Here is a 24,701-nt window from a genome sequence, read left to right as displayed (position 1 = left end):
TTCAATTTACGAGTGACGAAATTCTAAATTCGTCAGTCGTAAATTGGCCAACGAGATGCTTGAAACCCTAGACACCACCGCCGATTCCGCCCGCCAGGAAAATGTCACGCGCATCCTGGATTGCGCGGAGCGATTGTTTCGCCACTACGGCTACGGCAAGACCAACGTCGCCGACATAGCGCGCGAACTCGGCATGTCGACCGCCAACATCTACCGCTTCTTCGCCTCCAAGGTGGAAATCCACCAGGCGGTTTGCGGCCGTATGCTCGAGACCTGCTACCGGTTGACCTACGAAGCCTGCCATGGCCCCGGCACCGCCAGCGAAAAGCTCCGCCGCTACGTGCATACGCACTACCAGTGGACGCTCGAGACCATGATCGACCAGGAGAAGGTGCACGAGATGGTCATCGTCGCCATCGAGCGCGACTGGCACGTCATCGAAAAGCACATCGACAGCATCCATGAACTGGTCGCGGAAGTGATCCGCGAGGGAATCGCTACCGGCGAGTTCGTCGATCAGGATCCGGTGATCGCTTCCCGGTGCTTCGGCGCTGCCATTATCAGCCTCTGTCATCCGCAGATGATGGCCCAGTGCCTCGCCAAGAAGAACCGGGCGACGCCGGACGAGCTTACCGAGTTTGCCATCAGAGCCTTGAAGAAATGACCGTTGCCGCCCGTCGGGCGGCGATACCGGCAATTCATCCCCACAGTTCGGGAGTACGAAAAGTGTCTTTGTCCAAGTCCATCACCTACAGGCGACCGGCCGCCGGCCTAGCATTGATTATGGTTGTCGCTCTCGGCCTCGCCGGCTGCTCGCAGGAGAAAGCCGAGGTCACCGAGATCATCCGCCCGGTCAAGGTGGTCGAGATCGCTAAGGCGAGCGATACCCGTCAGCTTTCCTATTCCGGATCGGTGCGTGCCCGCACCGAGATGAATCTCGGTTTTCGCATCAACGGCAAGATCACCGAGCGCCTTGTCGACATCGGTGACCGCGTCAAGCCGTGCGACGTTCTCGCCCGCATCGATCCCACCGACTACGAGCTTTCGGTGAGAAGCGCTCAGGCCAGCCTCGATGCTGCCGACCGTCAGGTCGAGACAGTCGAGCTTACGCGCAAGCGGGCCGAACAGCTCTACGCCAAGAATTTCGCGCCGAAGTCGCAGCTCGAGCAGGCGACGCTCGCCTATAATCAGGCTGTCGCCACGCGAGACTCCGCCCGCTCGCAGCTTGCCCAGGCACAGAACCAGGTCCGCTATACCGATCTCAAGGCGGACAAGAACGGCATCGTCACTGCCGTTGCCGCCGATGTCGGCCAGGTGGTCGGCTCCGGCACGCCGGTGGTGACCGTTGCCATCGACGGCGAGAAGGAAGTCCTGATCGCTGTTCCGGAAACCGATATCGCCGAATTCAAGCCGGGCAAGACCGTCAAGGCTGGCTTCTGGTCCGATGAGGCGCTGACGCTCGACGGCAAGGTCCGCGAAGTCGCCGGCAGCGCCGATCCGCAGTCGCGCACCTTTGCCGTTCGCGTCAGCCTGCCCAACGATTCTCGCGTGCTGCTAGGCATGACCGCCTCCATCGAAGCCGCGGCGGACAACCGGCAGCAACTGGTGTCGATCCCGCTGGCCGCGTTGGCGCAAAAGGACAGCCAATCGATCGTCTGGACAGTCGACCGCAACGGCGGGACCGTCCATGCGCATCCGGTCAAGGTCGCCGCCTTCACCCCCGACGGCGTCAGTGTCGCCGATGGGCTGAAGCCGGGTGACGTCGTCGTCGCCGCCGGCACGCAGTTCATGACCGAGAATCTGAAAGTCAAGCTGACCGGTGATGCGGCGCAACAGTCGGCGTCGGCCGATGACGCTGCAAGGCGCTTGCGCTGACGGCCAGGCAATTCACGGTTTCCGGGCGGCAGGCGCCCCCGATTTTCGAGATCTCAGGTCGATGTAACCCCCACGTCGATCCTCGCGTCCCACCGCGATGTAGATCTCTCAACTCGGAAAGCCACGCCGCCCGGAAGCCCACATCGGAAGTTCCTTGGGCATGCGAAAGCGCGTGCTCTGTTGATCAAATTGAAACGGACTGACGCCGATGACCATCGACACCAATGAAAAGCGGTCTTTCAATCTTTCGCGCTGGGCAATCGGCCATCCGAGCATTGCCCGCTTCCTGTTCGGGCTGATCATCGTGGCCGGTGCGCTCGGCCTGATGCGCATGGGCCAAAAGGAAGACCCCGATTTCACCTTCCGCGTCATGGTCGTCCAGGCGATCTGGCCAGGCTCCTCGATCAAGGAGATGGAGGACCAGGTCGTCAACAAGATCGAGCGCAAGCTGCAGGAAACGCCGCACCTCGATTTCGTCCGCTCCTACACCCGCGCCGGCAGCGCCATCATCACCTTGCAGGTCAAGGGCGACACCAATCCGGCGCAGGTCGCCGATGCTTTCTATCAGGTGCGCAAGAAGGTCGGCGATATCGCCAATGAGCTGCCGCAGGGGCTGCTTGGGCCTTACTTCAATGACGAATTCGGTGACACGTTCATCACCCTGCATTCGATCAGCGGCGACGGCTACAGCTATCCCGAGCTGAAGAAATTCGCCATCCAGGCGCGTGACATGCTGCTGACGACGCCCGGTGTCGAGAAGGCCGTGATCATCGGCGACCAGCCGGAAAAACTCTACATCGACGTTTCATCCAAGGCGCTTGCCGAACGTGGCCTGACGTTGACCGACCTGCAGAATGCGATCCGAGGCCAGAACAATGTCGACCCGGCAGGTTCGGTCGACACCGGCCAGCGTTCGGTGCGCATTTCGGTCGAGGGCGATGTCACCAGGGCGGCCGACATCCGCGAGCTTCGCCTGCGCGCCGGCAACCAGGTGACGCGCCTCGGCGACATCGCCACCGTGACCTCGGGCCTCGAGGATCCGTACCAGCGCAAGTACCGTTTCAACGGACACGACAGCGTCCAGCTCGGCGTCGTCATGGCCAAGGGCTTCAACGTCACCGACGTCGGCAAGGACGTCGAAGCGACCTACAAGCGCTTCGAAGAGGCGCTGCCCTATGGCGTTTCGGTCGATCAGATTTCCGACCAGCCGCATGTCGTGAAGGAGGCGGTGAGCGAGTTCATGGAAGCGCTCGGCGAAGCGCTGCTGATCGTGCTTTTTGTATCGTTCCTGTCGATCGGCTGGCGCTCGGGCCTGGTGATCGCGATCGTCATTCCGCTGGTCCTGGCCGCCACCTTCGCCATCATGTACGAGCTCGGCATCGACCTGCAGCGCATTTCGCTCGGCGCGCTGATCATCGCTCTTGGGCTCTTGGTCGACGACGCGATGATCGTCGTCGAAATGATGGAGCGAAAACTAGAGGAAGGCTTGGTCAAGGTCGAGGCGGCGAGCTTCGCCTACTCCTCGACCGCTTTCCCGATGCTGACCGGCACGCTGATCACGACGGCCGGCTTCATTCCCGTCGGGTTCGCTGCCTCGACCGCCGGCGAATATGTGCGCACCCTTTTTTACGTCGTCGGCATCGCGCTGATCGTGTCCTGGTTCGCGGCGGTCTATTTCACGCCATGGCTCGGCCACATGATCCTGAAGCAGCGCAAGCACGCCGGCAACCATCACGATGTCTTCGACACGCGCTTCTACCGCCGTCTTCGCTCGACCGTTGCATGGGCGGTGCGCCACCGCATCATCGTCCTGGTGATGACGCTGATGACGTTTGCCACCAGCCTGTGGGCGTTCCAGTTCATCCCGCAGAATTTCTTCCCGCAATCGTCGCGCCCGGAAATCCTTGTCGACCTCTGGTTGCCGGAAGGCACCAGCATCAAGGAAGTCGAGACCCAGGCCAAGGCGCTCGAAGCCAGGATGATGGACGACAAGGACAAGCGCTTCATCGCCACCTATATCGGCGAAGGCGCGCCGCGCTTCTTCCTGCCGCTCGACCAGCAGCTTCGCAACCCGAACTTCGCCCAGCTTCTGGTGATGGCCAATGACGAACCAGCCCGCGAGCGGCTGATCGTCAAGCTGCGCACCATCCTGGCCGAGGATTTCCCATCGATCCGCGCCAAGGTCGATCGCCTGTTCCTTGGTCCGCCGACCGGCTGGCCGGTGCAGATGCGCGTCATGGGTCCGGATCGCCAGGAGGTGCGCCGCATCGCCGACGAGGTGAAGGCGAAGTTCCAGGCAAATCCGCTGCTCGGCGCCATCCACGACGACTGGCTGGAGCCGGTGCCGGCGATGAAGCTGGTGATCGACCAGGATCGCGCCCGTGCGCTCGGCGTCACCTCGCAGCGCATCCGCCAGATACTGCAGGCGACCATGTCGGGAGCGCCGCTCGATGACTTCCGCGACGGCGAGGAGACGGTTTCGATCGTCGCCCGTGAGCCGGAGGCAAGCCGTCACCTGCTGTCGGCGGTCGACTCCGTCTACATCCCGACCGATTTCGGTGGCTCCGTGCCGCTGTCGCAGGTCGCCAAGATCGTCCCGGTGCTGGAGCAAGGCGTCGAATGGCGGCGCGACCGCTTGCCGACCATCAGCGTGCGCGCCACGCTGCCGGACGGCGTGCAGCCGAACGATGTCGCCATGAAAATGTACAGCGAGATGCAGGGCCTGCGCGCCAGCCTCGCACCCGGCTACAAGATCGAGATCCAGGGCGGCGCCGAGGATGCGGCCGAAAGCCAGGCCTCGATTGCGGCGAAAGCGCCGATCATGCTGGCCGTCATCGTCGTGCTGCTGATGATCCAGCTGCAGCATTTCGGCAAGGCCATGCTGGTGCTGGCCACCGGTCCGCTCGGCATCATCGGCGCGGCCGCGGCACTTTTGATCAGCGGCGCGCCGTTCGGCTTCGTCGCCATCCTCGGCGTCATCGCCCTGCTCGGCATCATCATGCGCAACTCGATCATCCTGGTCGACCAGATCGACCAGGACATCGCCGCCGGCGTGGAGCGCTCCGAGGCCATCATCGGCTCGGCGGTGCGCCGGTTCCGGCCGATCGTGCTGACGGCGCTGACGGCGGTGCTGGCGCTGATCCCGATCTCGCGCGGCGTCTTCTGGGGGCCGCTCGCCTACGCCATGATGGGCGGCATTCTCGTCGCCACGGTGCTGACCATCCTTGTCCTGCCGGCAGCCTATGCGCTGTTCTTCGGCAGGGAGCCCAAGAAGGTGGTGGCAACGGAAGAGGCGGCCAAGGTGGCAGAAGAAAGCGAAAGGCCGCAACTGGCCCTGGCGGCCGAATAGAGCTGTTGGCAAATGTGACCTCCGGCGGTTTAATCCGCCCACCAGGCGTAGGCGCCGGAGGAGGACCGTCATGACCATGGCTCAGACAAAGGCACCGCTGCGGCTGCCGATCGACGGGCGCCATCGCCAGATGTTCATCGGCGGCGGCTGGGTCGATGCCCGCTCCGGCCGGACCACGGAGAGCCGCAATCCCGCCACCGGCGCGGTCATCGCCACGGTGCCGCGCGCCGACCGGCAGGACATCGACTCGGCGGTGACTGCTGCGCGCAAGGCGTTCGAGGGCCCGTGGAGCCGGTTCAAGCCTTATGAGCGGCAGGTGCTGCTGCTGAGGATCGCCGACCTCTTCGAAAAGCACTGGGAAGAGATCAGCCGCTCCGACACCACCGACATGGGCATGCCGATCATACGCACCCGCGCCAATCGCAACCGCGTCATCGGCATGCTGCGCTACTATGCCGGCATGGCGACGGCGCTGCACGGCGAGACGATCGACAACTCGCTGCCCGGCGAAATCGTCTCTTTCACCCGCAAGGAGCCGGTCGGCGTCGTCGGCGCCATCATTCCCTGGAACGCGCCAACGGCGGCGTCGATCTGGAAGATCGGGCCGGCGCTGGCGACCGGCTGCACCATCGTGCTGAAGCCGTCGGAAGAGGCGCCGCTGACGCCACTTTTGATCGCCGACATCATGAACGAGGCCGGCGTGCCGGCCGGCGTCGTCAACATCGTCACCGGCACCGGCACCGAGGCAGGTGCCGCACTCGCCGAGCATATGGGCATCGACAAGATCGTCTTCACCGGCTCGACGGCAACCGGCCAGTCGATCGTGCGGGCCTCGGCCGGCAACCTCAAGCGCGTCTCCCTGGAGCTCGGCGGCAAGTCGCCGGTCATCGTCTGCGCCGATGCCGATCTCGACAAGGCGGTGCCGGTGGCGGCGATGTCGGTGTTCGCCAATTCCGGCCAGATCTGCATCGCCGGTTCGCGCCTTTTCGTCGAACGCGCCGTCCATGACGAGTTCGTCGAGCGGCTCGCGGCATACGCCAAGGGTCTCAGGGTCGGCGACGGCATCGACCCGGCGACCGAGATCGGTCCGCTCGTCTCCGAAAAGCAGCTGCAACGGGTCACCGGTTACCTCGAGGCCGGCACCGCGGAAGGGGCGAAACTCGTCACCGGAGGCACCCGGCTTGTGGAAGGCGCGCTTGCCGCCGGCAATTTCGTCGCGCCGACCGTCTTTGCCGGCGTCTCGGACAACATGAAGATCGCCCGTGAGGAGATATTCGGGCCGGTGATTTCAGCCTTGCCGTTCGATACGCTGGACGAGGCGGTCGAGCGGGCCAACAACACGCCTTACGGCCTGGCTGCAGGGGTCTTCACCCAAAATCTCGCCACCGCCCACCAGCTGTCGCGCAAGATCCGCGCCGGCTCGGTCTGGGTCAATACCTATCACGCCATCGATCCGGCCGTGCCCTTCGGCGGCTACAAGATGAGCGGCTACGGCCGCGAGGGCGGCGCCGAGCACCTCGCTGAGTATCTCAACACCAAGGGCGTGTTCATCAAGATCGATTGATCGGTCCGCCGCCCGCACAAAAAATGCTCCCCGACGCCGGTTTTGCAAAACAGAATTCCTTCCCATGGCCGCAAAGCCATCCCATGCTCGAGCAATTGGAGCGTTACGCTCGTCGTCATCGGTGCGTTTTTCCATGGCAGAAAATCGACAATTGCGGCTTGGCGCTTTCATGCGGCCCGTCAGCCTTCATACCGGCGCCTGGCGCTACCCGGGCGCCTATCCCGACGCCAACTTCAATTTCGCGCATCTCAAGCACTTCGCGCAAAGGCTGGAAGCGGCGAAGTTCGACGCCTTCTTCATGGCCGACCACCTGGCCGTGCTCAACATGCCGATCGAGGCGCTGCGGCGCAGCCACACGGTCACGTCCTTCGAGCCGTTCACGCTGTTGTCGGCGCTTGCCGCCGTCACCGATCGTATCGGGCTGATCGCAACCGCCTCGACGACGTTCGACGCGCCGTACCACATCGCCCGTCGTTTCGCCTCTCTCGACCATATCAGCGGCGGGCGCGCCGGCTGGAATATCGTCACCACATCCAATCCCGACGCCGCGCTGAATTTCGGCCTCGACGAGCATGTCGAGCACAACGAGCGCTATCGCCGGGCGCGGGAGTTTTATGATGTCGTCACCGGCCTGTGGGACAGTTTTGCCGACGATGCCTTCATCCGCGACGCCGAAAGCGGGCTCTATTTCGATCCGGCGAAGCTGCATGTGCTCGACCACAAGGGCGAATATCTTTCGGTGCGGGGACCGCTCAATATCGCGCGGCCGGTGCAGGGCTGGCCGGTCATCGTGCAGGCCGGCGCGTCGGAGGCCGGACGGCAGCTCGCCGCGGAAACGGCCGAGGTGATCTTCGCCGCCCATGCCGATCTCGCCTCGGGGCAGCGCTTCTTTGCCGACGTCAAGGAACGTGCGCAAAAACTTGGCCGGTCGCGCGACGACATCAAGATCCTGCCCGGCGCCTTCGTCATTGTCGGCGAGACTGTCGAGGAGGCGCAGACGAAGCGGGCCAAGCTCGACAGCCTCGTCTACTACGAGAGCGGCGTCGCCTCGCTGTCGATCGCGCTCGGCCACGACGCGTCGCGGTTCGATCCGGATTCAGTCTTGCCCGAAATCCCGGAAAGCAACGCCAGCAAGAGCGGCCGCGAGCGCGTCATCGAACTGGCGCGCAAGGAAAACCTGACCGTCAGGCAGCTTGCGCAGCGGCTGGGCGGCTATTCCGGTCTTGCCTTCGTCGGCACTTCGAAAACCATCGCCGACGAGATGGAGGAATGGCTAGTCACCGAAGGCTCGGACGGGTTCAACGTCATGTTCCCCTATCTTCCCGCCGGATTGGATGATTTCGTCGAGAAAATCGTGCCCGAATTGCAGCGGCGCGGCATTTTCAGGAGCGAATACGAAGGATCGACCCTGCGCGAAAATCTTGGCCTGAAGCGGCCGCCAAACCGGTTCTTCCAACCTGAGACGGCAGCGATCCGCAAAGCTGGTTAGAACCGGTAATGATTTTAGACCGTGGCAAGCATCCGTTCTTTTCGTTCGGTCCGAATGTCCATAGGGTCATGAGCAGCGGGCTGGCAGCCCGAAATCGTCGCGAGGGCTTTGCATCATGACCAATCCGGCCGTTGTCGGTTTCTCAGGCAATTTCACCCGGCCGTCCAAGACGCGCGGCTTCGTCGATCGTATCGTGAACGAGGTAGCCGGCAGATATGGCCTGGCCGCCAGCACGCATGACGTCGTCGACCTCGGCCCCAGCCTCGGTGGCGCCAGATGGGCGCGTGAACTGGATGCGCAAGCGGGCGATATCCTCAAGTGCGTCGTCGCGGCGGACGTGCTCGTCGTTGGCTCGCCCACCTACAAGGGCAGCTACACCGGCCTGTTCAAGCACTTCTTCGATCTTGTCGACCCAACGGCGCTCAGGGGCAAGCCGGTGGTGCTGCTGGCGACCGGCGGCGGCGACCGGCATGCGCTGATCATCGAGCACCAGCTGAGGCCGCTGTTCGGCTTCTTCGAGGCCTTTACGCTGCCGACCGCGATCTACGCTTCGGACAGGGATTTCATCGACGGCGTGCTTGCGTCCGAGACGATCCAGGCGCGCGTCGGACAGGTGCTCGAGGATATCGGTGCAGCGCTTGGCGGTCGCTCCCGCGCAGGCACCGCTGCCGAATAGCCCCTAAAAAGAAAAACCCGCCTCGGCGGCGGGTCTCGGGGCGAATCAGCACCATATCGAGATTAGTAGCATAGCTGCCGGCACAAAGCAAGAACAAAATGCAGGGATCGAGCGCGCCTTGCGCGCCCGATCCCTCAAGGCAAGCCGTCAGATGACGAACAGCCAGTTGGCGAGCAGCATCACCACGACGCCGGCGACCAGCGTCAGATAGGGCAGCATCCCCGCCTTTTTCACCGCAAGGTCGGACGAGCTCATGCCGAGATCGGCCAGCATGTGGTCGGGGAATTTGCCCTTGTCCTGGATGTAGTGCCGGAAGCAGAACACCGGGATGATCAAGGCTGCCGTGATCAGCCCGGCCCACAATGCCATCGGGTTCCACACCTTGGCGCCGGCGCCCATGAAGACCGCGTTGACATAGGCAAAGATGGCGCCGAGGCCGAGTACCCAGCTCGGCGCCTTCCATGGCCGCGCGATGTGGCCATTGTCGATGCGGTGGATCCAGCCGGCATTGAGATTAAGGAAGTTGAAGATGATGTAGCCGCAATTCGACACCGCCAGGATGAAGAAGAAGCTCGTTGCGTCGGCCGAGGCGATGGCCAGCACGATCAGGTTGAAGATCAGGTCGGTCCACATCGCCCGCGTCGGGGCGCCGTGCTCGTTGACATGGCTGAGATAGCGCGGCAGCCAGCCGTCGACCGAACCTTGATAGAGCGTGCGCGAGGAGCCGGCCATCGCCGTCATGATGCAGAGCACCAGCGCCAGGATCATCAGCATCACCAGCAGGCTGTGGATCAGCTGTCCGCCGCCGACCATGCCGGCCAGCGCATCGGCAACGCCGGAGCCGTCGACGATCGGCGTCGCCAGCATGCCGTTCAAGCCGAGCACGCCCTGGAAGGTGAACGGCACCAGGATGAACAGCAGCATGCACAACAGGCCGGAGTAGAAGATCGCCTTGAAGGTATCGGTGCCCGGGTTTTTGAACTCGGAGGTGTAGCAGACCGCGGTCTCGAAGCCGTAGGTCGACCATGCCGCGATGAACATGCCGCCGAGCACCAGCGTCCAGCCGGCGATGTTCCACGCGCCGGCCTCCGGCGCATAGGCGGCGGCGAGCGGCACCAGCGGCGAAAAATTTGCCCAGTTGATCTGGCCGGTGACGATCGGCACCACGCCGACGATGAGCATCGGGATGATCACCAGCAGGCCGATATATTTCTGCACGTTGGCCGTGCCCAGGATGCCGCGATGCTGGATCGAGAAGATGATCAGCATCAGCACCGCGCCGATGAAGAAGGTGGCGTTGAAGGTGAAGGAAACCGGGCCAAGCGTGTGACCGTAGAGCGTCCAGTTACGGATCGCCGGCGTCGCCGCCGCGGTGACCGCGGTGATGGCGTCAGCGGCGCTGGTTCCGGCATGGGCCGCAATATAGGCGGCGACTTCCGGCGAAGTGTCGGTGAACAGCGGCACCGGCGCCAGTGCGTTGAGGATATAGGCGGCGGCGATCGAGCAGCCGAGCGACAGAACCGGCGACCAGGCGAACCAGTTGCACCACACCGAAAGCGGCGCGATGAATTTCGAATAGCGCAGCCATGCGGTGGCGCCGTAGACCGAGGCGCCGCCGGATTTGTTCGGGAACAGCCCGGCGATCTCCGCATAGGTGAAGGACTGCAGGAAGCCCATGACCATGGATACGGCCCAGATCAGGAAGGCCAGTGTTCCGGTGGTGCCGGCGATGCCGCCGATCGAAAACAGGACAAGGGCCGGAACGCCGCTTGCCACCCAGAAGGCGCCGCGCCAATCGATGTTCCGGTGCAGCTGCCCTTCGGCAGGCGGCACCAAGGTGGTGACTATCGTGCTCATTTACGTGGATTCCCCATTTTTGATGTTCCCCATCGGCAACAGCCGCAATCTCGCGAGGCGTCATCGACGCTCACGTTGAACGGTCCCAGGCGTTTTCCGCTCAGTAGTATTTTTTTCTTAGCAGTGAAGATTGACCCAACGCGCTTTCACGTCAAGCGCTTTGTGACGCTGTGCACATTGCGCTTGTGAAACAGTCGAGCTTCGCTGGCGCTGCCCAAGGGTGCGGTCTGTCCTTCTCCCCTTGTGGGAGAAGGTGGCCGAGCGAAGCTCGGTCGGATGAGGGGTGTTCCAGCTTGGCAAAACCGCACTTCGTCCAGCACCCCTCAACCGTCTTGGCGCTGCGCGCCAATCCACCTTCTCCCACAAGGGGAGAAGGGAAGAACCAGGAAGCGTCGGTCAGGAGCGCGGCCTGTTCTTTTGCGGGTCGTAATGGGCGAAGGCGACGACGCGCGCCGGCAGCCGCTTGCTGTGGCCGTCGAGCTTGCCGATCTCGACCTCGGTGCCGATCGCCGAATGCGCGACGTCGAGCCTGGCCAGCGCGATGGTCTTGTTCAGCACCGGCGAGCGCATGCCGGAGGTGACGACGCCGATCTGGGCCCGGCCGACATGCACGCAATCGCCGTGGCCGACCGCGATATTGGCGTCGATGTCGAGGCCGACCAGCTTCTTCTGCGGGTTTTCCTTGCGCCGGATCAGCGCCTCGCGGCCGATGAAATCGTCGCTCTTGGTCTTCAGCGGTACGGTGAAGCCGATGCCGGCCTCGAACGGATCCGTCTGGTCGGAAAACTCGTGAGCAGCAAAGATCAGCCCGGCCTCGATGCGCACCATATCGAGCGCCTGCAGCCCCATCGGCTTCAGGCCGTGCGGCTGGCCGGCCTGCCAGATCGCGTCGAAGACCTTTTCGGCGTCGCGCGGATGGCACCAGATCTCGTAGCCGAGCTCGCCGGTGTAACCGGTGCGCGAGACAACGACCGGAATGCCGTTGCCGCCGCCGATGCGGGCAACGGCGAAACGGAACCATTCGAGTTCGTCGATCGACGGCTGCAGCGGCGAGGTCCAGATGATCTGCCGCAGGACGTCGCGGCTTTTCGGCCCCTGCACGGCAACATTGTGCATCTGGTCGGTCGACGAGCGCACCAGCACGTTGAGGCCGAGCTTTGTCGCCGTCTCGCGCAGCCATTCGCCGGATAGATCGTCGCCGCCGACCCAGCGGAAATTATCCTTGCCGAGCCTGAGCAGCGTGCCGTCGTCGATCATGCCGCCATGCTCGTAGCACATGGCGGAATAGACGACCTGGCCGACGCCGAGCTTCTTGATGTCGCGGGTCAGCGTGTATTGCAGCAGCGCCTCGGAGTCCGGCCCGGTGACCTCGAACTTGCGCAGCGGCGACAGGTCCATGATCACGGCGTCCTGCCGGCAGGCCCAGTATTCATCGATCGGGCCTTGCCTGGCGAAGGAATTGGCCAGCCAATAGCCCTTGTACTCGACGAAGTTGCGGGTGTGCTTGGCAAAGCTCGAATGAAAGGCGGTCTCGCGGGTCATTTTCGGTTCCGAATCGGGCGTCATGCGTCTGGCGATCGCTCGCGAGAATTTGTGCTGGCCGGGATAGGTTCGCACATGGATGTCGGTCAGGTTCCAGCCATTGGCCGGCGTCGTATCGTCGGGGCAGGCGGACGAGACGCAGACGATGTCCGTGAGCGCCCTGAGTAGCACATAGTCGCCCGGCCGCGACCACGGCTCGTCCGATACCACGACGCCATGCGCGTCGATGGCCGTGTTGAAGAAGAAGTTGATCGCCATCCAGCCGGCGCGAGGCGTGACACCCTTGTCGGCCAGCGCGTGGTTGAAATTCTCCGAGCAGTTGGGATGGCCGGGATAACCGATGTCGTCGTAATATTTGGCCGCGCAGGCGAGCGCGAATGCATCGTGGCGGCCGCAAGTGTCCTGCACAACCTCGACCAGCGGCTCCATGTCCTGGTCGTAGTATTTCGAGTGCAGACCGGGCATCGGATAGCTCGAACCCATCAGCGTGCGCGTCGTCGTCACGTCGAGCGGATGATCGCGGCCCTTGTCCAGCTTGCGCGCCGAAAAGCACTGGAAGTCGGTGCATTGGCGCCCGTCGACATCGATGATCTGCAGATAGTCGCCCGCCTTGACGAAGTAGGCCTCCGCCGTCGCCGAATGGACGCGCAGGTCGAGCACGGGATCGGCCAGCGGGTCGGCAAGCCTGGATTTCGCCGCAGGGCGGATGGTGGCGCGGCGGACGATGACGCTAAGCGGCGTCGCCGTATCGTGGCCGTCGACCAGCATCGGCCCGCCGGGCGCGGCAATCAGCATCGACCCATCGCGGGCGACGGTAAAAGCCTGTTCGGTACCGGCAGGGGTGGCGCCGCCGAAAACGCGAACCGCCTTCGCCTGGTCGAGCTGCACCTGGCGCCGCTCGAGCCCCCGGCGCAAGGATGCGAGGCTGTCGTCGCCTTCGGCCAGCAGCGCCTTGATGCCGGCGGCATTGCTGTTCGATTTCTCGCCGAGAATGCCGGGATCGGTCGCGTCGCTGCTGTCCCATGCCAGCAGCTCGCAGGCCTGCCCGCCCTCGACATCGCGCACGGTGACAATGTCGCCGGCCTCGACCTCGATCAGCATCGCGCCATTGCCCTGAACCGAGTAGCGCTCCATCCCGGCCGGCAGCGTAATCTGGCCTGGCCGCAGGATCAGGCTCGGCCGGGGCGGTCCGGCGACGACGGGGTAGGGCGACTGGCTCATCTCAACCTTGGTTTCGAGAAACAAGTTTGCCTGTGTGTAAAATTATTTTAGCGGGAAGAATAGCAGGGGGATCGGGTTTGGCAAGGTGAAGGTGGCACAAGCTCCCCCTTCTCCCCTTGTGGGAGAAGGTGTCGCCGAAGGCGACGGATGAGGGGTGTCCCAGGGAACGCCAGCCTCTCACTCCGCTGGAACACCCCTCATCCGTCTCGGCGTTGCGCGCCGATCCACCTTCTCCCACAAGGGGAGAAGGGAAGACGCGCCAAGGCTATGCCAACTCCTCGTTGTGGCTGATCTCGACGCCATACTCGGCGGCAGCGTCCAGCATCGTATGCCACAGGCTTTCCGCGAAGGTGGCGAACACCAGAAGATTGAACACCGCCTGTCCGTCCGGCCGGTCATTGCCACGCCAGAGATTGATGCTGGTGTGATCGACCGAGGTCGCCGCAGCGGTGCCGGCCGGGAACGCCGCGGGGTGCAGGTCTAGCGACGACAGTTTGGCCAGCATCGCGCGCGCCTTTTCTCCGGAAACGCTGATCAGCGCGCGGGCATGCGACTGGTCGGACAACGAGGCGGATTGCGCAAACGCCTGGCTCAGCGGTTCGCTCGGGTGCTTGCCGCCATTGGACAGGACCAGGAACTGATCCGGTCCCGACCAGATCAGCGTAGCGTCGGGAGTTTGGGTCGCCTTGGGCGTTTCCGGGGCGGCAACGCCGAAGCGGGTTTCGGCGGCCTTCCCCAGTTCTGCCGCTTTGCCGCGCCGCGCCATCACCTGGATCAGGTCGAAATTGCGGATCTCGGTGAGCGATACGCCGGCCGCCGTGCCGCGCGCGCCATAGGCGCCGACAACAAGCGCTTTCTCCAGCGGACTGCGGGCAATCCAGGAAAACTCAGCCACGCTGGCGCCCTCCATCCGGATCGTAGAAGACGGGACTGCACAGCTCGACGTCGTAGTCTTCGCCGCGCAGCGGGTCATGCGCATGGACGATTTCGCCGATGCGCTCGCGCCCGCGCTCAACCAGTGCCAACCCAATCCACTGGTCGAGCGTCGGCGAGAAGCAGACCGAGGTGACGTAGCCCTGGTCGTTATCGGGACCGGGCGTCTCGCCCTTCGGGATGATATGCGCGCCGGAACGCAGGCGGCGCGTCTTGTCGACCGGCTTGATGCCGACCACGACCTGGCGGTCCGGCGCAATCAGCGCCTCGCGCCCGGCCATGACGCGGCCGATGAAATCTTTCTTGCTGGACATCATCTTGCCCAACCCGAGGTCGGCGGCGGTCGTCGTGCCGTTCAGCTCCGGGCCGGCGACATGGCCCTTTTCGATGCGCATGACGCCGAGCGCCTCGGTACCGTAGGGCGTAACGCCGAACGGCTTGCCGGCCAGCATCAAATTGCGCACCAGCGCCTCGCCATAGCGGGCGGGAACCGAAATCTCGAACGCCATTTCGCCCGAAAACGAGATGCGGAACAGCCGCGCCTTGATGCCACCGCGAAGCGCGACTTCCCGCGCCCCCATGAACGGAAAACCTTCGTTCGACAAATCCTCGGACGGAGCGACGATTTCCCGGAGCAGGTCACGGGTCTTCGGCCCGGCGATCGAGAATTGCGCCCACTGGTCCGAGACGGATGTCAGCTGAACGTCGAATTCGGGGAACAGCACCTGCCGGCAGAATTCGAGATGCTGCATCACCAGCCCGGCCTTGGCGGTGGTGGTGGTCAGGAAATAGTGGTCCTCGGCCAGCCGTGACGTCGTGCCGTCGTCATAGACGATGCCGTCCTCGCGCAGCATCAGCCCGTAGCGGGCTTTGCCGACGGCGAGACTGGAGAAGGTGTTGATGTAGACGCGGTCGAGAAAGGCGCCGGCATCCGGGCCGTGCACGTCGATCTTGCCGAGCGTCGAGACATCGCAGAAGCCGACGCCGGAGCGCACCGCCTTGACCTCGCGGGTGACCGATTCCAGCCAGTCCTTTTCGCCGGCGCGCGGATACCATTGCGCGCGCTTCCACAGGCCGGTGTCGACGAAGATCGCGCCCTGTTCGGCCGCCCAGTGATGCGATGGCGTCAGCCGCGTCGCATGGAAATTCTCGTCACGGTGATGGCCGGCGAAGGCGCCGATGGCGACCGGCACATAGGGCGGGCGGTAGATCGTCGTGCCGGTTTCGGGGATCGATTTGCCGCTGATTGCCGCCATGATGGCGAGACCGGCGACGTTCGAGGTCTTGCCCTGGTCGGTGGCCATGCCGAGCGTCGTATAGCGCTTGAGATGCTCGACCGATTCGAAACCTTCGCGCTGCGCCAGTTCGATGTCGGACGCGGTCACGTCATGCTGGTAATCGACGAAGGCTTTCCCTTTGCCGGCCACATACCAAAGCGGCGTCAGCGAAAACGCCTCGCTGTCGGCGACCGGCGATGTGCCGGCATTGCCGCTGCGTCCAGCACTCTGCGCTGCCGCAGCACCCGCGGCAAAGCCCTGGCGCAGGCAGTCGCCCAGCCCGAAGGCGCCGTTGGCGGCGCCGGCGGCCACCATGCCGGGCGGCGCACCATCCGGCACGAAGGCTGCGATATCGTCCTGCCATTTCGGCCGGCCGCGATGATAGGAGGTCAGCCCGACCGCCGGATTCCAGCCGCCGGACACGGCAAGCCCGTCGGCTTCGACTTCCGCCCGTGCGCCGCCGGTCAGCGCCACCACGATTTTCCGGACCCCGTCCTTGCCGCCTTCGACGCCGCTGACCGAGCCGTTGAGCACGGCAAAGCCGCCTTTGGCGGCAAGCGCGCGATGCGCGGCGGAGACGTCCGGGCGCGCATCGACGACCGCCGCGATCTGCAAACCGGCGCCAAGCGCGGGCTCGACCGTGCGCCAGCCATCCTCATTGTTGGTGAACAGCGCGATCCTCTTGGCAGGGGTAACCGCGTAGCGCGCGACATAGGTCCGCATAGCCGAAGCCATCATCACGCCCGGCGTGTCGTTACCGGCAAAGACGATCGGCCGCTCGATGGCGCCGGCGGCGACGACGCAGCGCTTGGCCACGATCCGCCACAGCCGCTGGCGCACCTGGTGCTCGGGCGGCGAGGGCAGGTGGTCGTTGACCCGCTCGATGGCGCCATAGGTGCCGCCATCATAGACGCCGAACAATGTCGTGCGGGTCATGATGCGGACATCGGGCAGTGCGGCAAGTTCGGCCAGCGTGCGCGTAATCCATTCGGCCGCCGGCGCGCCGTCGATCATGCCGCCGTCGGCGAGCAGACGGCCGCCAAGCGCAAAATCTTCCTCGCACAGGATGACGCGGGCGCCGCCGCGCCCGGCCGCCAGTGCCGCAGCCAGCCCGGCCGGGCCGGACCCGGCAATCAGCACGTCGCAATGCGCCCACGCCTTGTCGTAATGGTCGGGATCGGCGACGCCTGCAGCGCGGCCGAGGCCGGCGGCGCGGCGAATCGTTGGCTCGTAGATCGTTTCCCAGAATTTCGCCGGCCACATGAAGGTCTTGTAGTAGAAGCCGGCGACGAAGATCGGCGCGAACAGCTGATTGACCGCCATCAGATCGTGGCGCAGCGACGGCCAGCGGTTCTGGCTGGCGGCTTCGAGCCCGTCATAGAGTTCGGCCGTGGTCGCCTTGGTGTTCGGCTCGCGCCGCGCTCCGCTGCGCAGTTCGACCAGCGCGTTGGGCTCCTCCGAACCAGCGGTCAGGATGCCGCGCGGTCGATGGTATTTGAAAGAGCGGCCGACCAGCTTGACGCCATTGGCGATCAGCGCCGAGGCCAGCGTGTCGCCTTGGAAGCCGGCAAAGCTCTTGCCGTCGAAGCGGAAGGCCAGCGGCGCGGCGCGATCGATGAGACCGCCGCTCTCCAGCCGATGTATCTGCGCGGAGCCAACCATCAGGCGCCAACCTTGGCGGCACCAACGCCGGCCGCCGGCTCGACGGAGGAAATCTCATGCCTCAGCGTGTTGCGGGCGACCTTCAGCCAGGCCCGGCAGCCGCCGCCATGGTACCAGTATTCGCTCATCGGCCCGGCGATGTTGTCGCGCAGATAGACGTAGTCGAAGACCTCGTCTTCGGTGGCGCCGGCCGCCGGACGCACCGGCTTGGCGTCGCCCAGATAGGTGAACTCGCCGAGTTCGCGTTCGCCGCAGAAGGGACAGACAATGCGCATGCTTCTTCAGCCAGCCTTCAATGCAGGTTCGGTTGGGCGCCCTGGCCCTTTTCGTCGATCATCGCACCTCGCCGGAAGCGGTCGAGACGAAAGCGGGCAGCCTCCTTGTGCGGCTCGTCGCGCGCCAGCAGATGAGCAAAGACCAGGCCGGAGCCGGGCGTCGCCTTGAAGCCGCCATAGCACCAGCCGGCGTTGAGATAGAGCCCGTCGACCGGTGTTTTGTCGATGATCGGCGAGCCGTCCATCGACATGTCCATGATGCCGCCCCACTGACGCAGAAGCCGTATCCGGCCGATCATCGGCATCAGCGCCATGCCGCCTTCGCAGACGTCTTCCATGACAGGCAGATTGCCGCGCTGGGCGTAGGAATTGTAGCCGTCTATATCGCCGCCGAAGACCAGGCCGCCCTTGTCGGACTGGCTGACGTAGAAATGGCCGGCGCCGAACGTCATGACATTGGGGATCAGCGGCTTGATCGCCTCGGAGACGAAGGCCTGCAGCACATGGCTTTCGATCGGCAGCCGCATGCCGGCCATCGCCGCGACGCGCGACGAGGAGCCGGCGACCGCCATGCCGACCTTGGCCGCGCCGATCCTGCCGCGGCTCGTCTCGACGCCGGTCACCTTGCCGCTTCCATCGCGGACAAAGCCGGTCACCTCGCAGTTCTGGATGATGTCGACGCCGAGCGCGCTCGCCGCATGCGCATAGCCCCAGACCACGGCGTCGTGGCGCGCCGTGCCGCCGCGCCGCTGCAAAAGCCCGCCTTGCACTGGAAAGCGCGCATCGTCGAAGTTCAGGAACGGCATCATCTTCCTGACCGCCGCCAGATCGAGCAGTTCGGCATCGATGCCGTTGATGCGCATGGTGTTGCCGCGCCGCGCATAGGCGTCGCGCTGCGCGTCGGAATGGTAGAGGTTGATGACGCCGCGCTGGCTGACCATGGTGTTGTAGTTGAGGTCCTGCTCCATCCGCTCCCACAGCTTCATCGAAAGCTCGTAGAAACCGGTATTGCCGGGCAGCCCGTAATTGGAGCGGATGATGGTGGTGTTGCGGCCGGCATTGCCGGAGCCGATCCAGCCTTTTTCCAGCACCGCGACATTCCTGATGCCGTATTCGCTGGCGAGGAACCATGCCGTCGCCAGGCCATGGCCGCCGCCGCCGATGATCACCACGTCGTAGTGGCTCTTCGGGCTGGCGTCGCGCCAGGTGCGCTGCCAGTTCTTGTGGCCGGAAAATGCCGCCCGGGCGAGGGAGAAGATCGAGTATTTCATGAACCTGTTTCGCGCCGGCGTGCAACAATTCCGGATCAGATGTCGAGCGTGTGGTCGCGCTCCCACTGGGTGAAGTGGGAAGCATAGGAATTCCATTCCTGCTGCTTGAGCTTTAGATAGGCCGACGAGAATTCCTCACCCAGCGCCGCCTTGAGCGATTTGTCGTTGTCGAACTCGCGCAATGCGTCGAGCAGGTTGAGCGGCAGCTTCGGCGCGCCCTCGACCGTATGGCCGAACTGGTACATGTCGATGTCGTATCGCCTGCCGGGGTCGGCCTTCGAGCGGACGCCGTCAAGGCCGGCGGCGATGATGACGGCCTGCAGCAGATAGGGGTTTGCCGCGCCGTCCGGCAGGCGCAGCTCGAAGCGGCCGGGGCCGGGCACGCGCACCATGTGGGTGCGGTTGTTGCCGGTCCAGGTCACCGTGTTCGGCGCCCAGGTGGCGCCGGAGATGGTGCGAGGTGCGTTGATGCGCTTGTAGGAATTGACCGTCGGGTTGGTGATGGCGGCAAGCGCGGACGCATGTTTCATGATGCCGCCGAGGAAATTCCTGCCCTTGGCCGACAGGCCGAGCTCCATCGCATTATCGGCAAAGACATTGGTCTTGCCATCTTTGTCCCACACCGAGATGTGCGCATGGCAGCCATTGCCGGTCAGGCCCTGGAAGGGTTTAGGCATGAAGGTTGCGCGCAGGCCGTGCTTTTCGGCGACCGATTTCACCATGAATTTGAAGAAGGAATGCTTGTCGGCGGTCGCCAGCGCATCGTCGAAGGCCCAGTTCATCTCGAACTGGCCGTTGGCGTCCTCGTGGTCGTTCTGGTAGGCGCCCCAGCCGAGCGCCAGCATGTGGTCGCAGATCTCGGCGATCACATCGTAGCGGCGCATCACCGCCTGCTGGTCGTAGCAGGGCTTCGACGCCGTGTCATATTCGTCGGAAATCGTCTTGCCATCCGGCGAGATCAGGAAGAATTCGGCCTCGACGCCGGTCTTGATGTGCATGCCGTCGCCAGCGGCCTCCGCGATCAACCGCTTCAGCGTGTTGCGCGGCGCCTGCTCGACCGATTTGTCGTCCATGATGCAGTTGGCGGCGACCCAGGCGACCTCCGGCTTCCAAGGCAACTGGATCACCGAGGCCGGATCCGGCACCGCCAGCATGTCGGGATGCGCCGGCGTCAGGTCGAGCCAGGTGGCAAAGCCGGCAAAGCCGGCACCGTCCCGCTGCATGTCGGCGATCGCCTGCGCCGGCACCAGCTTGGCGCGTTGCCCACCGAACAGGTCGGTGTAGGATATCATGAAATATTTGACGCCCTTCTCCTTGGCGAAGGCGGCGAGATCGTTCCCCATTATAGTTCCTCGCTTACTGGCATTTGGTTTGTTTTAGAAGCCGTTCTTGCCCGGTATCCAGTTGGTGCCGGCCAGCGGCACGCCGGCCATGGCGGCGGCTTCGATCGTCAAGGCGACAAGATCCTCGGGCTCGAGATTGTGCAGGCTGTTCTTGCCGCAGGCGCGTGCGATTGTCTGAGCCTCAAGTGTCATCACCTTAAGATAATTCGCCAGCCGTCGGCCGGCCGCAATCGGATCGACCCGTTTCATTAGCTCGGGATCCTGCGTGGTGATGCCGGCCGGGTCGCGACCCTCATGCCAGTCGTCATAGGCGCCGGCGGTGGTGCCGAGCTCGTTGTATTCCGCCTCCCAGCGCGGGTCGTTGTCGCCGAGCGCGACAAGCGCTGCCGTGCCGATCGACACCGCATCGACGCCGAGCGCCAGCGCCTTGGCGACGTCGGCCCCGTTGCGTATGCCGCCCGAGACGATCAGCTGCACCTTGCGGTGCATGCCGAGATCCTGCAGCGCCTGCACCGCCGGCCTGATACAGGCAAGCGTCGGCTGGCCGACATTTTCAATGAACACTTCCTGGGTCGCCGCAGTGCCGCCCTGCATGCCGTCGACGACGACGACATCGGCGCCCGATTTCACCGCAAGCGCGGTATCGTAATAGGGCCGCGCGCCGCCGACCTTGACGTAGATCGGCTTTTCCCAGTCGGTGATTTCGCGCAGTTCGAGGATCTTGATCTCGAGGTCGTCCGGCCCGGTCCAGTCGGGGTGGCGCGAGGCCGAGCGCTGGTCGATGCCTTTCGGCAGCGTGCGCATTTCGGCGACGCGGTCGGAGATCTTCTGGCCGAGCAGCATGCCGCCGCCGCCGGGTTTGGCGCCCTGGCCGACGACCACTTCGATCGCGTCGGCGCGGCGCAGGTCGCGCGGGTTCATGCCATAGCGTGACGGCAGATACTGGTAGACCAGCGTTTTTGAATGGCCGCGCTCTTCCTCGGTCATGCCGCCGTCGCCGGTGGTCGTCGAGGTGCCGGACAGCGTCGCGCCGCGGCCGAGCGCTTCCTTCGCCGGGCCGGACAGCGAGCCGAAGCTCATGCCGGCAATGGTAATCGGGATTTTCAATTCGATCGGTTTCTTCGCATAGCGCGAACCGAGCACGACGCTGGTGTCGCAGCGCTCGCGATAGCCTTCGAGCGGGTAGCGCGAGATCGAGGCGCCGAGGAACAGAAGATCGTCGAAATGCGGCAGCTTGCGCTTGGCGCCGGCGCCGCGGATGTCATAGATGCCGGTCGCCGCGGCGCGGCGGATCTCGGAAAGCGTGTAGTCGTCGAAGGTCGCGGATTTGCGCGGCGTCGTCGGCGGGTTGCGATAGGTCATTGAGCCTCAATACGCGTCGGCGTTGTCGATATTGAAATTGTAGAGGGTACGAGCCGAGCCATAACGCTTGAACTCCGCCGCCTTGACGCCGGTCACACCGGCGCGGTCGAGCAAGCCTTGCAGCAATTCGAGATGCTCGGGCCGCATCTCCTTGGCGATGCAGTCGGCGCCGAGGCTTTCGACCTTGCCGCGCACGAAAAGCCGCGCCTCGTAGATGGAATCGCCGAGCGCATCGCCGGCGTCGCCCAGCACCACGAGGTTGCCGGACTGCGCCATGAAAGCCGACATGTGGCCGATATTGCCGTGGACGACGATGTCGATGCCTTTCATCGAGATGCCGCAGCGCGACGATGCGTTGCCTTCGATGACGAGCAACCCGCCCCGGCCGGTGGCGCCGGCATACTGGCTGGCATCGCCTTTGACGACGATCTGGCCGGACATCATGTTCTCGCCGACGCCGGGCCCGGCCGAGCCATGCACGGTGATGGTGCCGCCGTCGTTCATGCCGCCGCAATAATAGCCGACGCTGCCGCGCACATCGATGGCGACCGGCTGGTCGACGCCGACGGCGACCGAATGGCTGCCTCGCGGGTGGAGCACCTCCCAGGCGGTCTCGTTCGAACCGGGCGCCAGATCGTGCAGCGCCTGGTTGAGCTCGCGCAGCGACATTTCGGCCAGGTCGAAGACCCGCGATGCCTGGCCCGGCTCGCGCGCGGCCTTGGAGAGGTTGCCCGTATTGAAGGCATTGCTTGCCGGCATTGGTTCAATGCTCCCAGAAATAGACGGTTGCGGGCTCGGGTTCCCAGACCTTCGCATTGTCTATGCCGGGCAGTTTGGTGAGCGCACGATATTCCGAGCCGAAGGCGACATACTGGTCGGTTTCGGCCATTACGGCGGGCTTGCAGGCGATCGGATCGCGCACCACGCCGAAGCCGTTCTTGGTGCCGACGACGAAGGTGAAAAAGCCGTCGAGATCGCTCAGCGTGCCTTCCAGCGCCTCGCCCAGATTCTTGCCATGCGCCATCTGCGAGGAGAGATAGGCGGCAGCGACCTCGGTGTCGTTCTCGGTCTCGAATGTCATGCCTTCGCGGATCAGCTCGCGGCGGACATTGTTGTGGTTGGACAGCGAGCCATTATGCACCAGGCACTGGTCGGCGCCGGTCGAGAACGGATGCGCGCCCATCGTCGTCACCGCCGATTCGGTCGCCATGCGGGTATGGCCGATGCCGTGGGTGCCGGTCATCTCGCGGACGCCGAAACGGTCGACGACCGCTTCGGGCAAGCCGACTTCCTTGTAGATTTCGACGACGTCGCCGGCGCCCATGATGCGGATGTCGGGGCGCAGCGTCTGGATCGCCTCGCGCGCTTCGTCGATCTTGGCAGGCGTCGTCCGGACCACCGCATGCGTCGACTTCGCAGCAATGCTCACCGGCGCGCCGATTGCCTTGGCGAGTTCGGCGTCGAGGCCGCGGAAATCGCGCTCCGGCTTGGCCGACTGGATGGTGATCTTGGCTTCACTGGAGGGCGCGCCATAGATGGCGATGCCGGCGCTGTCGGGACCGCGATCGCTGAGCGAGATCAGCATCTCCGACAGCATCGCGCCAAGCTGGGGCTCGAGCGACTTGTCCTTCAAAAACAGTCCGACGATTCCGCACATGTCAGCCTCCGCGAGTTTGTTCCCTCCGAGATGTATCGAATGAGTCCCGAGAATTCAATTGGTATGAAAAAAATTTTCCTGTCGTTATATTTCGGCTGAGGCGCCGCCGGCCGCACTATCGCTGCGCTGGCCGCCATTGTGAACCCATTTGGCATAGCGGATGCGGGCGATCTTGTAGGCATCCAGGATCGACAGGGCATAGATCAGGAAGCCGCCGGCATGGCGTCCGACGAAGCTGGCGTCTGGCGGCGCGATCTTGGCGGTGACCCAGGCGAGGATCACCATGAAGAACAGGAATTGCAGGCCGCGCACCGGCACGCCGAGCACGACATGCCCGCTCGCCGGCAAGACAATCGCAGCGCCCAGAACCAGATAGGGGCTCGGTGGTGCGGGGGAGGTGGTGATCTGGCTGGTCATGCCGCTTGCCGTTCGCTTTGATTGATGGCATCGCGCAGCGCCGAAGCCGACGACAGCAGCCTCTCGATCAGCACCGGATCGAGCCTGACCGTGCCGAATTCGGCTTGCCGGAATACGCCGTAGCGCGCCCGCTCGGCCTCGGCCAGAAGCCAGACGATGCGCACGCCGTTCGGCGTGATCAACAATTCCTTGGCGCGCTCCTCAGCAAAGATATCGAGGTGGCCGGCGATGACGGTTTCGGGGAAGCGCACGCCCTTGCGGTCGCTCCGCAGCACCGCCTCGGCCGGAAATCCCGCCGCCTTCGGCAGCGTATGGTCGAGATGATCGAAATTGGAAAAGGTCGTCGGCGATCCCGGCCGCATCATCATATCGAAAGTGCCTGGTATCGCGACCTTTTCGGTGATCGAAACGCTCAGCCAGCGCGCCGGCAGCTTCCTGATCGCCAGCGTGTCGACGATGGTCCGCACCTGGACCCGCCGGCCGTTCCACGAGCCGGCGAAGGTGACGACGCCGGCAGTGCCGTCCGAGACGTTGGCCGCGTCGGGGATGACGGCGCGGACGCCGGCTTCGTCGGCGGCAAGCCCGGTCGAAGCCTTGGTGCGGCTGGCCCGCGCAAGCCAGGCTATATGGAGGACGAGAGCCAGGGCAACCGCCCCGGCGAGTGACGCTGAGATCATTTCAGACATCTCATCATGCACAGGCGCGCCCCATTCTGGGGCAGGGCTCTTGTATAGGAAGTCCCCCTCATCCGGCCGCGGAGCCTGTCCTCGGGCTTGCCGGAGGCAAGACCCGTGGGCGGCCACCTTCTCCCCGTTGGGGAGAAGAGGCTGGCATCAACGCCGGCGATCTCCTCTCCCCTCGGGGAGAGGTGCGGATTCCCCGAATTGGCCGTAGCAATTTGGTTGGCAAACCGGGTGATGGGGCCCTTTGC

Annotated in this window: 18 protein-coding genes; 6 read left to right on the top strand and 12 right to left on the bottom strand. The window is 64.3% G+C overall.

Going from position 1 to position 24,701, the window contains the following annotated elements:
- Nucleotides 1-55 precede the first annotated feature (55 nt).
- The 6 genes from NKI67_RS13730 to msuE all read left to right on the top strand — a co-directional run bounded on the left by NKI67_RS13730 (nucleotide 56) and on the right by msuE (nucleotide 8,953).
- On the top strand, nucleotides 56-664 hold the full coding sequence (locus NKI67_RS13730) for a TetR/AcrR family transcriptional regulator (protein WP_023675998.1): 609 nt from the start codon (nucleotides 56-58) through the stop codon (nucleotides 662-664).
- A gap of 62 nt (nucleotides 665-726) precedes the next feature.
- Nucleotides 727-1,875: an efflux RND transporter periplasmic adaptor subunit gene (locus NKI67_RS13725; protein ID WP_352645632.1), complete on the top strand. Its 1,149-nt coding sequence runs from the start codon at nucleotides 727-729 to the stop codon at nucleotides 1,873-1,875.
- A gap of 208 nt (nucleotides 1,876-2,083) precedes the next feature.
- Nucleotides 2,084-5,224, top strand: coding sequence for an efflux RND transporter permease subunit (locus tag NKI67_RS13720; RefSeq protein ID WP_023675996.1), 3,141 nt, complete (start codon nucleotides 2,084-2,086; stop codon nucleotides 5,222-5,224).
- A gap of 70 nt (nucleotides 5,225-5,294) precedes the next feature.
- A complete protein-coding gene (locus NKI67_RS13715) occupies nucleotides 5,295-6,788 on the top strand; it encodes an aldehyde dehydrogenase family protein (RefSeq protein WP_352621124.1) in 1,494 nt (497 codons plus the stop codon).
- A gap of 133 nt (nucleotides 6,789-6,921) precedes the next feature.
- Nucleotides 6,922-8,277: an LLM class flavin-dependent oxidoreductase gene (locus NKI67_RS13710; RefSeq protein ID WP_023675994.1), complete on the top strand. Its 1,356-nt coding sequence runs from the start codon at nucleotides 6,922-6,924 to the stop codon at nucleotides 8,275-8,277.
- A 115-nt stretch (nucleotides 8,278-8,392) separates the two neighbouring features.
- Nucleotides 8,393-8,953: an FMN reductase gene (gene msuE, locus NKI67_RS13705; protein WP_023675993.1), complete on the top strand. Its 561-nt coding sequence runs from the start codon at nucleotides 8,393-8,395 to the stop codon at nucleotides 8,951-8,953.
- A 147-nt stretch (nucleotides 8,954-9,100) separates the two neighbouring features.
- Here msuE and NKI67_RS13700 read toward each other — a convergent pair whose 3' ends face one another.
- The 12 genes from NKI67_RS13700 to NKI67_RS13645 form a co-directional block, all read right to left on the bottom strand.
- A complete protein-coding gene (locus NKI67_RS13700; RefSeq protein ID WP_023675992.1) occupies nucleotides 9,101-10,810 on the bottom strand; it encodes a trimethylamine N-oxide permease in 1,710 nt (569 codons plus the stop codon).
- 396 nt (nucleotides 10,811-11,206) lie between these two features.
- Complete coding sequence (locus tag NKI67_RS13695) at nucleotides 11,207-13,573, bottom strand: trimethylamine N-oxide demethylase (RefSeq protein WP_023675991.1); 2,367 nt, start codon at nucleotides 13,571-13,573, stop codon at nucleotides 11,207-11,209.
- Between the two features lie 265 nt (nucleotides 13,574-13,838).
- Entirely contained in the window at nucleotides 13,839-14,468 is a 630-nt protein-coding gene (locus NKI67_RS13690) for a sarcosine oxidase subunit gamma (RefSeq protein ID WP_023675990.1), read from the bottom strand.
- Nucleotides 14,461-17,445, bottom strand: a complete 2,985-nt coding sequence (locus tag NKI67_RS13685; protein ID WP_352645630.1) for a sarcosine oxidase subunit alpha — start codon at nucleotides 17,443-17,445, stop codon at nucleotides 14,461-14,463. The genes NKI67_RS13690 and NKI67_RS13685 overlap by 8 nt, the downstream gene beginning before the upstream one ends.
- Entirely contained in the window at nucleotides 17,445-17,720 is a 276-nt protein-coding gene (locus NKI67_RS13680; RefSeq protein ID WP_023673981.1) for a sarcosine oxidase subunit delta, read from the bottom strand. The genes NKI67_RS13685 and NKI67_RS13680 overlap by 1 nt, the downstream gene beginning before the upstream one ends.
- A gap of 17 nt (nucleotides 17,721-17,737) precedes the next feature.
- Nucleotides 17,738-18,991: a sarcosine oxidase subunit beta family protein gene (locus NKI67_RS13675; RefSeq protein WP_023673982.1), complete on the bottom strand. Its 1,254-nt coding sequence runs from the start codon at nucleotides 18,989-18,991 to the stop codon at nucleotides 17,738-17,740.
- A 35-nt stretch (nucleotides 18,992-19,026) separates the two neighbouring features.
- The gene (glnT, locus tag NKI67_RS13670; RefSeq protein WP_023673983.1) at nucleotides 19,027-20,334 is read right to left on the bottom strand and encodes a type III glutamate--ammonia ligase; all 1,308 of its coding nucleotides are present in this window, start codon (nucleotides 20,332-20,334) and stop codon (nucleotides 19,027-19,029) included.
- 33 nt (nucleotides 20,335-20,367) lie between these two features.
- Nucleotides 20,368-21,696 carry an FMN-binding glutamate synthase family protein gene (locus NKI67_RS13665; protein WP_023673984.1) on the bottom strand — a complete coding sequence of 443 codons (1,329 nt, stop codon included), beginning with the start codon at nucleotides 21,694-21,696 and terminating at the stop codon, nucleotides 20,368-20,370.
- Between the two features lie 6 nt (nucleotides 21,697-21,702).
- On the bottom strand, nucleotides 21,703-22,365 hold the full coding sequence (locus NKI67_RS13660) for a GltB/FmdC/FwdC-like GXGXG domain-containing protein (RefSeq protein WP_245274607.1): 663 nt from the start codon (nucleotides 22,363-22,365) through the stop codon (nucleotides 21,703-21,705).
- Between the two features lie 94 nt (nucleotides 22,366-22,459).
- Nucleotides 22,460-23,353 (bottom strand): class II glutamine amidotransferase, encoded by an 894-nt coding sequence (locus NKI67_RS13655; RefSeq protein ID WP_023673986.1) that lies wholly within the window; start codon nucleotides 23,351-23,353, stop codon nucleotides 22,460-22,462.
- An 84-nt stretch (nucleotides 23,354-23,437) separates the two neighbouring features.
- The gene (locus tag NKI67_RS13650; protein ID WP_023673987.1) at nucleotides 23,438-23,770 is read right to left on the bottom strand and encodes a hypothetical protein; all 333 of its coding nucleotides are present in this window, start codon (nucleotides 23,768-23,770) and stop codon (nucleotides 23,438-23,440) included.
- Nucleotides 23,767-24,456 carry a hypothetical protein gene (locus tag NKI67_RS13645; protein WP_031211010.1) on the bottom strand — a complete coding sequence of 230 codons (690 nt, stop codon included), beginning with the start codon at nucleotides 24,454-24,456 and terminating at the stop codon, nucleotides 23,767-23,769. The genes NKI67_RS13650 and NKI67_RS13645 overlap by 4 nt, the downstream gene beginning before the upstream one ends.
- Nucleotides 24,457-24,701 lie beyond the last annotated feature (245 nt).

This window comes from Mesorhizobium sp. M0408, from assembly GCF_040321495.1.
GTDB lineage: Bacteria > Pseudomonadota > Alphaproteobacteria > Rhizobiales > Rhizobiaceae > Mesorhizobium.
The sequence above is the reverse complement of the archived record's forward strand: the minus strand, read 5'-3'. Positions and strand labels throughout refer to the sequence as shown.